The sequence below is a fragment of the Vibrio sp. 10N.222.52.B12 genome, from assembly GCF_002875385.1.
In the GTDB taxonomy this organism is placed as follows: domain Bacteria; phylum Pseudomonadota; class Gammaproteobacteria; order Enterobacterales; family Vibrionaceae; genus Vibrio; species Vibrio jasicida.
The window spans coordinates 1-13,353 of the sequence record NZ_MDAW01000118.1 but is presented as its reverse complement, the minus strand read 5'-3'; the positions used below and the strand labels follow the sequence as shown (position 1 = coordinate 13,353).

Sequence of the window (13,353 nt, the reverse complement as noted above, 5' to 3'; positions counted from 1 at the left end):
CGTTATGTCACTTGATCGTCGTCAATGGAACATCAATCTCTCACACCTTTCGATGTTCAAATGACATCAAGTTGCTAGCATGAGCCCATTCAAGATAACTCTGGGCTTGTTATGACTCCTACTGTCGACCACGTACTTCTCAATATTGCACTCAATCTGAGCTCAAATCGCTCTCATGAGCAGCAATACCAAAACCTGATTGACGGGGTGGCACAAGTGTTCCCTTGCGATGCGAGTTGTCTGTTTATCTTTGATGAAGATGGCTTCCTTACGCCAGTCGCAGTAAAAGGTTTGTCGAGCTCAGTACTCGGTCGCCGTTACTTCCCTAAAGCTCACCCGCGTTTGGATGCCATCATTCATAGTCGCGAGCCTGTTCGCTTTGATGCCGACTGCGCCCTGCCCGATCCATTTGACGGAACACTGTTAACCGAAGACCAGTGTATTGACGTCCATGACTGCATGTGCTTTAGCTTGTACGTTGAGGGGCAGCTTGTCGGCGCATTAACCATGGATGCGCTAGCTGTTGGCGCGTTTGACCATATCGACCCAGTCGCAATCGAAACATTCGCAGCACTAACGGCGGCAACACTGCGTAACATTGCGCAATTAAAAGCCCTTAAAGCGCAGAACCAGAAGCAAAAGAGCGTCACGCAAACCCTGATCCAACAGGCACGCTCACAACACGGTGACATGGTTGGCTTAAGCCCACAAATCAATCAATTACGAAACAACATTGCGACCGTTGCTCAGTCGGATTACGCAGTATTGGTAACGGGAGAAACGGGAACGGGCAAAGAGCTTGTTGCTCACTCTGTCCATGCTCAATCTCACCGTAATGATAAACCGATGATTTACGTAAACTGCGCCGCCCTACCCGAAGGTCTGGCCGAGAGCGAACTGTTTGGCCACGTAAAGGGCGCCTTTACTGGAGCCAATAGTCATCGTGCAGGTAAGTTCGAGCTGGCTGATGGCGGTACAATCTTCTTAGATGAAGTGGGTGAATTGCCATTGATTTTGCAGGCAAAACTGTTGCGAGTTATCCAGCAAGGTGAGTTGCAACGTGTAGGTAGCGATCAGCATTTGATGGTTAACGTGCGCATCATCGCAGCCACCAACCGACAGTTAGAAAAAGAAGTGGAAGATGGCACATTCCGTGCGGATTTGTTCCATCGCTTAAATGTATTCCCAATCAAAGTGCCACCACTGCGTGTACGTGATGGCGACATTCCAGTTCTTGCGGGATATTTGTTAGAAAAAGTACGTCAGCAATTTAACGCACCAAATCTTCACGTTCACCCTAAGGTACTGACTCAACTAGAATCTCTGCCTTGGTATGGTAACGTTCGAGAGCTTGAGCACACTTTAACGCGTGCAGCGTTACATGCCATTCAACAAGGCGCGAGCACTATCATGCTCAATCACTTTGATACTTCATTGGCATTGGATGATGTAAAAAACACATCGCATTGCTTGCCAAAAGAGAGTCAGCCAATGCGTGAGTTAGTTGAGAGCTACCAACGTGACTTGATTGAACACGCTTTAAACCAAACTGGCGGTGTTTGGGCAAAAGCAGCGGAGTTTTTGCAAATGGATCGAGGCAACTTGTATCGCATGGGTAAAAAGCTCGGCATTAGCAAATAGAAACCCCTGCTTCTTTGCTCTTTTCTCTAGAAGGAAAAAGTGACCTCTTGAGCAGAGGGATTCCGGATGGTTCGTTTAGACTCGTCCGGAATAACGCTTAACACCAATGCATATTGGCTAACTGTCCCATCTGGTTTCTCGCTTTTCATTCCCTGTTCCTCATTCAAAATAACTAAACCGCTCTAGTCTCTGCTTTCTTCTGACTCTTTAAACTCACCAAGTTTTCAGCAACCCTATTGCGTCACTTCCGAAATCTACAGAGGAACGCAATCGGGAATCCCTTGCCTACACAAAACCGCCTTAACTTTTCTTCTGTTTAACAAGTACTTCCACTTTCGATTGTTAAAGCGTTTCTCACGCGTTATTTTTTTCACCACATCTGTATTTTCGTTGTCATTTGGACATCATTTGCGTTGTCACAATCACATCAATTACGCACTTCAAAAATGACAAAACCAATAAAAATCAATAAGATAATAATTGGCACGCATTCTGCTTTAGAAGGAAAAACATAACGACTATTACTACAATCACTGGAGAACCCAATATGTTCTGTATTCAATGTGAACAGACAATCCAAACCCCGGCTGTAAAAGGCTGTTCTTTCGCACAAGGTATGTGTGGCAAAACTTCAGAGGTATCCGATCTACAAGACGTGTTGGTTTACACTCTGCAAGGGGTTTCTTTTTGGGCAGCACGCGCGCTTGAATTCAACATCATCAATGATGAAATCAACCAATGGGCTCCAAGAGCATTCTTCTCTACGTTGACTAACGTAAACTTCGATCCTGAGCGTATCCTTGAGCTAACTTCTCAAGCAGCAACATACAAAGCACTGCTAAAAGACCAAGTAATGTCTGCCGCAACACTTGCTGACGAAGTCGTATTGAATGTACCTAACGTTGCAAACTTCGAGCTGCCAAACAGTGCAGAAGAAATCCTAGCATTTGCTCCTCAAGTGGCAGTAAACCGTGGTAAAGACCAAGTACACGAAGACGTTATCGGCCTGCGCCTACTTTGCCTGTACGGTCTAAAAGGTGCTGCAGCGTACATGGAGCACGCTCGAGTATTAGAGCAAACCAACAATGATATCTTCGCGGAATACCACGAAATCATGGCTTGGTTAGGTACTGACCCAGAAGACCTAGGTGAACTGCTAGACTGCTCAATGCGCATCGGTCTTATGAACTACAAAGTGATGGAAATGCTGGATCACGGTGAAACAGCAACGTTCGGTCACCCAGAGCCAACCACTGTTAACGTTAAGCCACTGAAAGGCAAATGTATTCTTGTTTCTGGTCATGACCTTCACGACCTAGAGAAAATCCTACAACAGACGGAAGGCAAAGGCATTAACGTTTACACCAACGGTGAAATGCTGCCTGCACACGGCTACCCAGAGCTGAAAAAATACTCTCACCTAGTGGGTAACTACGGTAGCGCTTGGCAGAACCAACAAAAAGAATTCGCTAACTTCCCTGGCGCGATTGTGATGACATCAAACTGCCTATTGAACCCGAACGTTGGCCAATACGCAGACCGCCTATTCACACGCAGCATTGTTGGTTGGCCGGGTGTCGCTCACCTAGAAGGTGATGATTTTAGCCAAGTCGTTGAATGTGCATTAGCGCAAGAAGGCTTCCAGCACGACGAAATCGAACACAACATCACTGTTGGTTTCGGTCGCAACGCACTAATGAACGCAGCACCTGCGGTTATTGACCAAGTGAAGCAAGGCAACATCAAGCACTTCTTCCTAGTAGGTGGTTGTGATGGCGACAAAGCAGAACGTAGCTACTACACCGACTTCACTGCAGAAGCACCAGAAGATACGCTAATCCTAACGCTGGCTTGTGGTAAATACCGCTTCAACAAGAACACATTTGGCGACATCAATGGCATCCCTCGCCTATTGGATGTAGGCCAATGTAACGATGCGTACTCAGCAATCCAGCTTGCACTGGCACTTGCGAAAGAGTTCGATTGCGATATCAACGAGCTTCCTCTAACGCTTGTTCTGTCTTGGTTCGAGCAAAAAGCGATAGTGATCCTGCTTACGCTATTCGCTCTTGGTGTGAAAGGCATCTACACGGGTCCAACAGCGCCTGCATTCCTAACACCAAACTTGGTTGCGATTATCCAAGAGAAGTTCGATATGCGCAGTATTGGTAATGTTCAGGACGATCTTAAAACCATCCTAGCAGCGTAATCGCCTCGCTTATCACGCGCCTCCTTAATTGGGGGCGCTTTTATCTATTGACTACTCGATAACCAAAGAGATTGTTATGTTTTTTGAATGGCAAGGCAGTCAACCTGTCACGTTACGCTGTGTAGACAAATATCATGAAACTGCCGATGCAGTGAGCCTCAAGTTGGCAGACCTGTCAGAATCGCTCTTGTTTGAATTTAAAGCCGGTCAGTTCATCAACCTTGGCGTTGAAATCGATGGCAAGATGGAGTTTCGTGCCTACTCTCTCAGTTCTCTTTCCGGTGACGACTGCCTGCAACTGACGATCAAGCGTGTCGACGGCGGTAAGGTCTCCAACTACATCATCGATAAGCTCCTCATTGGCGATACGGTTCAAGCTCTTCCTCCTACGGGTGATTTCAACTGCATTGATCACCCACCAATCGCGATCAATGGCAGGAAGAAAGCACTGCTCATCAGTGCGGGCTGTGGCATTACGCCTGTATTCGCGATGGCAAAAGAATGGCTAGGCAACGACGCTGGTGTTGATATTGAGTTCCTGCACATTGCTCGTTCTCAACCAGAAACCATCTACTTTGATTTACTAGAGACCTACCATTCGGTTTATCCAGATTTCAATTTGAAATTGCTACTGAAAAACCGTGGTGAAACACTATACCCAGAAGGTCGTTTGAATACCGAGTGGTTAAAAGAACTGGTGCCCGACTTTAAACAGCGCACGGTTTATCTATGCGGTCCAAATCAGTTTATGCTTGATGTTCAGAGCTACTTAAATGAGCTTGGCTTTGATATGGCGAACTTCTTCCAAGAAAGCTTTACACCAGCAGCAAGCGAAGAAACCGAAGTATCAGATGAATCAGCGAGTGTGTCAGTGCCTGATTTCGCCCAAACGATTGATGCTCAAAAAGGCCAAGTCCTTGCTGATGTGTTGGAAGGCGCAGGATTACCACTGATCATAGCTTGCCGAAGCGGTATTTGTGGCTCTTGTAAGTGTAAGGTTCGCAAGGGTAGCGTGTCTTCAACCAGCCAAGAGACGTTGGCCCCTGAAGAAATTGAGCAAGGCTATGTACTCGCCTGCTCTTCGACGATTGAATCCGATCTTGAAGTTCAGATTGGTTAAAGCCGTTAATACGAACATTAAAAAAGCGCCGTACTAGGCGCTTTTTGCTTATGGAAAAGTGTTATTAAACTCGGAAGTTTCTTTATCTAAACTCAGCTAAACAGTAAAACCTTCAGTGCAGCTTCGCTATCTACATCCATAAACTCTGGCGGGTTATCCAAACGCTCGCGGAATGTTAGCTCTGGCGCTTCTTCCTTCATGCTTTCAATCAAGAAATCGCTGGTCACCGATGGCGAGTTTACACACGCTAACACCTGACCACCTTCTGCCAATAAATCAGGCAAACGGCGTAGAATCTTTTTGTAGTCTTTGGTTAGTGCAAAGCTGCCTTTCTGGAATGATGGTGGATCAATGATGATCACATCGTATTGGCCCGCTTTCTTAATCTTGCCCCACGACTTAAAGATGTCGTGCCCCATAAAGCTCACTTGGTTGATGTTATGACCATTCAGCTTATGGTTCTCACGACCTTTAGACAGCGATGCTCTCGCCATATCCACGTTAACCACTTTATCTGCGCCACCAGCAATTGCAGCAACAGAAAAGCCACAAGTGTAAGCAAACAGATTAAGTACGTTTTTGTGCTTCGCATTTTCACGTACCCAGTCACGGCCGTAACGCATATCAAGGAACAGACCGAAGTTCTGGTTACGTCCGATGTCTAGCTGGTACTTCAAGCCACTTTCTTCAACCACAGGTCGAGCATCTAGCTCACCCAACAGAGTTTCAGAAGGTGCGCCGTCAGCGTAGCGATGTTGAATTACGATCGTACGCCCTTGTTTCTCTGCCCACAGAGCAGATTCTGAAAGCCTGTTCAACCCTGCTTTCAATTCAGTAAGAAACGTCTCATCCACTTCTTTAAATAGGTTGATGATCAACTGACCTTGTAACCAATCACACGTGATTTGCTCTAAACCTTCAAAACGGCGACCACGACCGTGAAACAGTCGGCGAATTTCATTGGGAGCTTGTGTTAGCTCCGCTTCTAGATGCTGGAAAAACAGCGGAAGTTGTGATGCTTGCATCGAATTCTCTTATTCGTTTTCTTTGTGATGGTTATTTAATCGTAGGCCAGTTCAGCTCCCACGGAGAAAGCCAAGAGTCTACACCTTGAGAGACGACTTCATTATGCCATTTACTGCCAAGTGCTTTATGCTCGCGCGGGTCGCAAACAAAGCGATGAGTTTCATCTTGATACGGAAAGCACAACGAAAATGCATGCAAGTAACCACGGTCTGCTTCATTGCCTGCATTATAAATAGGATCGCCAACAATTCCTGAGCCAACTGATTTCAATGCCACGCGAATTTGGTGTGTTTTGCCAGTGTGCGGCTTACATAAAAACAGGCGCTCTCCCGGCTCTGCAGCGAGGGAAAAGAATTGGGTAATCGCGGGATTCGTTTTGCTGTTCACCAGTTTCCATGAGGAACGACGAGAGCGTTCCATATCACCCACTACTAGCCCTTGTTTCTTCTTAGGCTTTTTCGAGCCAATCGCAAGGTAGAACTTTTCGACTTCGCGATTGGCAAATGCTTGAGATAAGGCGCTTGCTGCTTTCGCATTGCGGCCGAGAAGTAGAATACCAGAAGTCATTTTATCGAGACGGTGGATAAGATACAGCTGCTCATCACCACTCTGCTTTGCTACTTCTTGAAGCAACATAGTGTCACCATCGTCTTTATGAACAGAGACGTTGGGGTGTTTATTGATGATCAGAAAATCTGGATGGGTATGTAGAATGTCGAACATAAAAAACTGGCTCCACGTTTGGAGCCAGAAGTATACCGATTCTAAGCAATTAGGCGAGCTTAAACTTACCCACTAGAGCTTCCAACTCTTGAACTTTACGATTCAGGCCCTCAACACTTTGAGAGCTGTCATTCGCTAGTTGTAATGAACGAGCTGAAATATCACTGATCGACGTAATATCCGCGGCAATTTCTTTCGTTACAGCGGTTTGCTCTTCTGCAGCAGTCGCAATTGAGTTCACCATACTTTGAACATGCGCCGCACCAGAAACGATTTCCTCCAGTGAGTTCACTGCACCTGAGCTTTGACTCACGCCAATCTCAACCAAACGACAACCGTCCTCAGTGTAAGTCACCGCCTCTTGAGTACCGACTTGAATTGCTTGGATGATCTCACCAACCTCTTGTGTTGCCTTCGTTGTTCGTTCAGCAAGAGCACGAACTTCATCCGCAACCACAGCAAAACCACGACCAAACTCACCTGCTCGTGCCGCTTCAATCGCCGCGTTCAATGCCAGAAGGTTCGTCTGCTCTGCGATATCTTCAATGACTTTGATAACCGCACCGATTTTCTCGCCATGAGAACCTAGGCTGTTCATTTGCACCGACATATCCGACATTTGCTGTGATACTTGCTGAATGCTTTCAACCATCTCAACAATAACAGTACGCCCTTGCTCTGCGGTTGATTCCGACTTGCGAGCCTCTTCAAAGGTTGCTGCGCCCTGCTCTGCTACTTGAGAAATGGTCAGACTTAGCTCTTCTGACGCCGTCGCGATCAAGTGCGCTTTGTCCGCTTGGCTGCTTGCACCGGAGACAATATCTTGACTGACGGTAGCCAATTCTCCAGTCACGGACTTCACTTCTTCGGATACTAACGATATAGAACCAATAAGACTGGTCAAAGACGCTTGCATCTTATTCAAAGACGTCGCGAGGTTTGCTAGCTCGTCACCTGATTTATCGTCGATAGGCGCTACCGTTAGGTCACCCTCTGCAACGCGCTGCGCCAGTTCATCCAATTTACTCAAGCGACTGGTAATCGAATTAGACAACAAGTATGCGATAACAGCAGTGGCAACAAGTGCTATCGAACCAAGCACATAAATCGTCAATTCGATACTGTTAAATGAATCCGAAAGATCAAGCAAAGCTTCACTAGTACTTTGACGACCGTCGATTGATGCAGCATCTAGGATAGACTCAAGCGGTGCTAGATTCGTTTCATAAAGTGAGCGAAGACGCGCGACATTCTCTTCAACATTTTCTAAGCCGAGATTGGACAGAACTTGGGATTCAAAGTCTCGTGTAAAATCGCTCATGTAACGCTCAGCTTTCTCAACGTTACGGTAATCTTCACCACCTACCGTCTCCAAACGTTTAACTGCAGCAATCGCTGCTGCAAACTCCTTTTTATTAACTTGATATTCAGCCTGAGCGCCAGAGACACCAACAATGCTTCCTAATGCATCGCGATAAACATCACCGGCCTCATCGATCAGAATTAGATACTGAACTGTTTCAGGAACATCGTCCGTTCTCACCTCGTCAGCCACTTTGTGCGAGTTCAATACTTCTAATGTAATAATCCCTATCATCACTAGCATGATCGCCAAAATGGCACCAAAACTCGCGTACAGTTTTTTACGAACAGACATTGTCACTAATAACCTTCCTTACCGTTGTCATGGATTTTCTTACTGGTTAATCCACATATTTACACATGCTTTGTAAGGGTTATCGGAACGTACCTCTGCAACTTGAGTACATTTTTTTGTGATCTACATCTCCATGCGAGCGATCTCACAATTACTACCCGTTATTAATATGAGTTTTCTCAATCCTATAAATTATGAATATAAAAAAACGGGAACCGATTAAGGTTCCCGTTTTCAATCAAAGTCTATTTGGTTATAACTTCTTAGAGAAGATACCCGCCAGTGCGATGATGCCGATACCCACCAGCATGATTTCACCCTTACCGCTGTCGAAACCAGACTTGATACCCATGAAGGCTACGATTGCGATTGCCACTGGGATTACGTACTTAACTAGGTTGTACCATAGACCAAATAGTGGGAAAGAAATTTTGCCGTCGTTAGTGATCTCTTTCTCTAGTTCAGCGCGGTTTAGACGCCAGCCAGCAAAGATACATACCAACATACCGCCAACCGCTAGGAAGATCTTATCCGTTAGTAGGTCAAAGATATCAAATGCGCCCGTACCGAATAGTGTCGGACCAACACCACCAAGTGATAGCGATGCGAACACACACAGTGTTGCCATTACGACACTCGCAGACAGTACTGCTGTAGAACGCTTCAGGCCTTTCTCATCGATTAGGTAAGAAACCACTACTTCTAGCAGGGATACTGAAGACGTCAGCGCTGCTACTGTTAGACCAATGAAGAACATCAGAGCAAATAGAAGGCCAATTACGCCGCCCATTTCAGCAAACAGTTGAGGAACAACGACGAATACTAGACCTGGGCCTGCTGCTGGCTCCATACCGAATGCGAACATTGCTGGGAACATTGCTACACCCGCTAGGATTGCAACACCTGTGTCCATTGCCGTAACCATGCCGGTAGTTTGAACTAAGTTTTCCTTCTTCTTCAGGTAAGAGCCGTACGTCATCATACAACCCATACCTAGACTTAGAGAGAAGAATGCTTGGCCTAGCGCCGCTAGAACGACATTGCTGTCTACTTTCGAGAAGTCTGGCATGAATAGGAACTCAAGACCCGCCATTGCACCAGGAAGCATCAGACCTTTCACTGATACAACGATCAGGATAAGGAATAAAAGAGGCATGAGGATTTTACCAGCCTTTTCGATACCGCCAGAAATACCTTTCATAACGATAACGATGTTAAGGAGCAGGTAAACACCCATCCACATTAACGGTTGGACTGGATCAGAAATGAAGCCGCCAAAACTGTCACCAATGGCTTCAGGAGCACTTAGTAGACCACCACCTACTTTAAAGATGTAAGCAAGCGCCCAGCCACCTACTACAGGGTAGAAACCCATGATTAGTAGACCACTTAGCACGCCGATAACACCGGTAAACGTCCAACGGCGGTCAGTAGATTTGAACGCACCTACTGCTGAAAGACCTGTCTTACGACCAATAGCGAATTCTGTCAGCATGACGCTAAAGCCGATAAAAATAACGAATAAAAGGTAAATTGCTACGAACGCGCCGCCGCCGCTCTCACCTGCTGTGTAAGGGAACTTCCATATATTGCCTAAACCGACAGCGGAACCCGCTGCTGCCATGACGAAGCCTAGTTTAGACCCCCACGTATCACGTGGTGCTGCTGTATTTGTAGCCACGCTTTTTCTCCAAAATGTTTTGTTGTGTTTGCATAGAGATAGGCGTCTAGAATATGTTCGTGTAAAAAATAATGTACACTTTATAAGATGTTTGTATGACGCTCTATGTATGGCAAGTAAAGCAGTTTCAATTTAAAATTGGAACCCCGATCAGCACATTTATCGCACAAATGTATCATTGTTCACGCTAAATGCTGCTTTTTTACGCAAAAGTTAAGATTTCCTCCAACTTTTCACACCTTAGTAACAGAACGTCTCGTTATAAAATTCATTTCACGATACAAAATCATCCTCCTCTAGTGGTATGAAAATAGTTTCCCGTTCCGCCATTTACGCTTAATATCCATATTGGGTTTATTACTTTTGGCGACTATGGACAAGTTCTATCATTTTCTCACTCTAACTGGCATCGGTCTTTACTGGTTTTTGGTTGCTGGTGTTACGATCCGTGTCGTATTAAAACGTCGCGCTGTTAGTGTTTCTCTTGCATGGCTGATGATCATTTATATTCTGCCAGTGCTTGGCGTCGCTTGTTATTTTCTATTCGGTGAGCTCAACCTCGGCCGCAAACGTGCAGAACGCGCAAAAGAGATGTTTTCACCATTCCAGCGATGGTTCACTCAGTTAAATGACTGCAACGCGCATGTCCCTGAAGCAATGGGACGCCATATCTATCGTATTGATGAGCTGTGCAACAATCGTCTTGGTTTACCTGCATTAAGTGGGAACACGCTTTCTCTACAACAATCGCCTAACGAAATTCTCCACTCGATTATCGAAGACATCGAGAATGCTGAACACAGTATTCGCATGGTTTTCTATATTTGGCATCCCGGTGGTTTAGCTGACGCTGTTGCTTCGGCTTTGATTCGCGCTTCTAAACGTGGCGTAGACGTAAAACTGCTACTCGATTCAGCGGGCAGTCCACGCTTCTTTCGCAGTCATTGGTATAAAATGATGAAAGACGCAGGCATCGATGTTGTGCAAGCGTTAGAAGTAAAAATGTGGCGTATCTTCCTTCGTCGTTTGGATTTACGCCAACACCGTAAGATCATCGTGATTGATGATGAGATCGCTTACACCGGTTCGATGAACTTGGTTGACCCCGCCTTTTTCAAGCAGAACAGTGGGGTTGGGCAGTGGATCGATATTATGGTGCGAGTCACCGGACCGACGGTAAATGTTTTAAGCGCTATTCATTGTTGGGATTGGGAAGTAGAAACTGGTGAGCGTTATTTTCCTAAGCATCCAGAATGTAGAATCGACAATAAAGAAGACGAGTTTCAGCATCCAATCCAAGTGGTGCCGTCTGGCCCTGGTATGCCAGAATACTTGATCTACCAAGTACTCACATTAGCCATCAACCAAGCGAATCGTTCCGTCAGAATCACCACGCCTTACTTCGTGCCAAGTGCCGATCTATTGGAGACTCTGAAAATGACCGCGCAGCGCGGCATCGAAGTAGAACTTATCATCCCACACAAGAATGACTCTATGATGGTTCAATGGGCTTCGCGGGCATTCTATGACGAGTTGCTCGTCGCTGGGGTGAAGATTTACGAATTCTATGGCGGGTTACTGCATACAAAATCAGTCGTGATTGACGAGCAATTCTGTTTGGTGGGTACCGTAAACATGGACATGCGCAGTTTGTGGCTTAACTTCGAAGTAACACTGGCTGTCGATGATGAAGAGTTCACAAAACAGATGTCGTGGCTGCAAGACAGCTATATCAAACAGTCCCATACCGTTGATCGAGATAAGTGGGAAAAACGCAGTATTTTCTCTCGCTTCTTAGAGCGTGTTTTCTATCTGTTTAATCCATTGCTGTAGCAAGTACCCAAAATAACAAAACTTCCTCGAAAACCGACAGCCATAAACTGTCGGTTTTCTTTTTCTTATTCAATCAATGCTTCTGTTTTTCGACCTATCCTCGGAGGAGTCGTTTGAAGTTAAGTTTTCCCTTGCAAACCACCCATCGTCCATGTTTTAAATATTGAAAATCGTAAATTAGACAGGGAAATTTTATGTCAGAGGGCAAAAAGACCAAATTCGTTACTGCAGGCCGTGATAAGAAGTGGACGAATGGCGTGGTCAACCCACCAGTACAACGAGCTTCAACTATCGTGTTTGATACAGTTGCTGAAAAGAACCAAGCAATGATTAACCGAACCAACAAAACACTGTTTTACGGACGTCGTGGTACGAATACTCACTTTGCTTTCCAAGATGCGATGGTGGAAATCGAAGGTGGTGCTGGCTGTGCACTTTACCCTTGTGGCACGGCCGCAATCTCGAATGCGATTCTGTCTTTTATCGAAACCGGCGACCACATTTTGATGGTGGATACTTGTTACGAACCAACCCGCGATTTCTGCGATACCATTATGAAAAAAATGGGTGTCGAAACGACTTATTTTGATCCTATGATAGGCGAAGGTATCCGCGACCTAATTCAGCCAAACACCAAGGTACTTTTCCTTGAGTCTCCGGGTTCTATCACTATGGAAGTCATGGACGTTCCGACTTTAGCAAGCATTGCACACGAAAAAAACATCATCGTAATGCTTGATAACACTTGGGGTGCCGGTGTGAATTTCTCACCATTCGAGCACGGTGTTGATATCTCTATCCAAGCAGCAACCAAGTACATTGTTGGTCACTCAGATGTAATGCTGGGTACGGCGGTTGCGTCTGAGAAATACTGGGACCAGCTGCGCGAACAAAGCTACCTTATGGGACAATGCGTTTCTCCTGATGACGCATATCTTGGTCTGCGCGGTATTCGTACTTTGGATGTTCGCTTACGCCAGCATGCAGAGAACAGCCTGAAAGTCGCACAGTGGTTGGCAAGCCGCCCTGAAGTCGATCACGTTCGTCACCCTGCCCTAGAAAGCTGCCCTGGTCATGAGTTCTTTAAACGCGACTTTACTGGTGGGAATGGCTTGTTCTCATTCATATTGAAAAGCTCGTACCCGAAAGCCACCACCGCACTGTTGGATGGCATGAAACACTTCAGCATGGGTTACTCATGGGGTGGTTTTGAGAGTTTGATTTTAGCTAACGAGCCAAAGAGCTTTAACAGTTTGCGCACAGTGGCGAATCCAAACTTCGAAGGCACACTTGTCCGTCTGCACATCGGTCTTGAAGATGTTGAAGATCTCATTGCCGATCTTGAAGCAGGCTTCGAGCGATACAACGCACTCGTACTAGAAAAAGAAGCCTCTTTATAAGCATTCAGAACAATTATTAAATAGCCTCGTACTGCGAGGCTATTTTTTGGTTCATCGCGGCTT

Annotated in this window: 9 protein-coding genes; 5 read left to right on the top strand and 4 right to left on the bottom strand. The window is 45.9% G+C overall.

Features of this window, described 5'->3' with window-relative positions; all coding sequences use genetic code 11:
- Positions 1 to 111: 111 nt before the first annotated feature.
- The 3 genes from norR to BCT11_RS13505 all read left to right on the top strand — a co-directional run bounded on the left by norR (position 112) and on the right by BCT11_RS13505 (position 4,970).
- Entirely contained in the window at positions 112 to 1,641 is a 1,530-nt protein-coding gene (gene norR / locus BCT11_RS13515) for a nitric oxide reductase transcriptional regulator NorR (RefSeq protein ID WP_102388518.1), read from the top strand.
- 547 nt (positions 1,642 to 2,188) lie between these two features.
- Positions 2,189 to 3,850 carry a hydroxylamine reductase gene (hcp, locus tag BCT11_RS13510; protein WP_045419803.1) on the top strand — a complete coding sequence of 554 codons (1,662 nt, stop codon included), beginning with the start codon at positions 2,189 to 2,191 and terminating at the stop codon, positions 3,848 to 3,850.
- A gap of 76 nt (positions 3,851 to 3,926) precedes the next feature.
- Positions 3,927 to 4,970 (top strand): hybrid-cluster NAD(P)-dependent oxidoreductase, encoded by a 1,044-nt coding sequence (locus BCT11_RS13505; RefSeq protein ID WP_102388517.1) that lies wholly within the window; start codon positions 3,927 to 3,929, stop codon positions 4,968 to 4,970.
- Between the two features lie 92 nt (positions 4,971 to 5,062).
- On the opposite strand, the gene BCT11_RS13500 is transcribed toward BCT11_RS13505, so the two are convergent.
- The 4 genes from BCT11_RS13500 to BCT11_RS13485 all read right to left on the bottom strand — a co-directional run bounded on the left by BCT11_RS13500 (position 5,063) and on the right by BCT11_RS13485 (position 10,057).
- The gene (locus BCT11_RS13500; protein ID WP_102388516.1) at positions 5,063 to 5,995 is read right to left on the bottom strand and encodes a class I SAM-dependent methyltransferase; all 933 of its coding nucleotides are present in this window, start codon (positions 5,993 to 5,995) and stop codon (positions 5,063 to 5,065) included.
- A 31-nt stretch (positions 5,996 to 6,026) separates the two neighbouring features.
- Positions 6,027 to 6,719, bottom strand: coding sequence for a TIGR01621 family pseudouridine synthase (locus BCT11_RS13495; protein WP_038881403.1), 693 nt, complete (start codon positions 6,717 to 6,719; stop codon positions 6,027 to 6,029).
- A 49-nt stretch (positions 6,720 to 6,768) separates the two neighbouring features.
- Entirely contained in the window at positions 6,769 to 8,382 is a 1,614-nt protein-coding gene (locus tag BCT11_RS13490) for a methyl-accepting chemotaxis protein (RefSeq protein WP_164492037.1), read from the bottom strand.
- A gap of 247 nt (positions 8,383 to 8,629) precedes the next feature.
- On the bottom strand, positions 8,630 to 10,057 hold the full coding sequence (locus BCT11_RS13485) for a sodium-dependent transporter (RefSeq protein ID WP_102388515.1): 1,428 nt from the start codon (positions 10,055 to 10,057) through the stop codon (positions 8,630 to 8,632).
- A gap of 372 nt (positions 10,058 to 10,429) precedes the next feature.
- Between BCT11_RS13485 and cls the strand changes: the two genes are divergently transcribed.
- Both cls and BCT11_RS13475 read left to right on the top strand, forming a co-directional pair.
- Positions 10,430 to 11,890, top strand: a complete 1,461-nt coding sequence (cls, locus tag BCT11_RS13480; RefSeq protein ID WP_038873594.1) for a cardiolipin synthase — start codon at positions 10,430 to 10,432, stop codon at positions 11,888 to 11,890.
- A 194-nt stretch (positions 11,891 to 12,084) separates the two neighbouring features.
- Positions 12,085 to 13,290, top strand: a complete 1,206-nt coding sequence (locus BCT11_RS13475) for a cystathionine beta-lyase (RefSeq protein WP_045419799.1) — start codon at positions 12,085 to 12,087, stop codon at positions 13,288 to 13,290.
- Positions 13,291 to 13,353: the final 63 nt, after the last annotated feature.

Coding starts and splice junctions, on each gene's coding strand:
- norR (WP_102388518.1), top strand. CDS start 112: ATGACTCCTACTGTCGACCACGTACTTCTCAATATTGCACTCAATCTG.
- hcp (WP_045419803.1), top strand. CDS start 2,189: ATGTTCTGTATTCAATGTGAACAGACAATCCAAACCCCGGCTGTAAAA.
- BCT11_RS13505 (WP_102388517.1), top strand. CDS start 3,927: ATGTTTTTTGAATGGCAAGGCAGTCAACCTGTCACGTTACGCTGTGTA.
- BCT11_RS13500 (WP_102388516.1), bottom strand. CDS start 5,995: ATGCAAGCATCACAACTTCCGCTGTTTTTCCAGCATCTAGAAGCGGAG.
- BCT11_RS13495 (WP_038881403.1), bottom strand. CDS start 6,719: ATGTTCGACATTCTACATACCCATCCAGATTTTCTGATCATCAATAAA.
- cls (WP_038873594.1), top strand. CDS start 10,430: ATGGACAAGTTCTATCATTTTCTCACTCTAACTGGCATCGGTCTTTAC.
- BCT11_RS13475 (WP_045419799.1), top strand. CDS start 12,085: ATGTCAGAGGGCAAAAAGACCAAATTCGTTACTGCAGGCCGTGATAAG.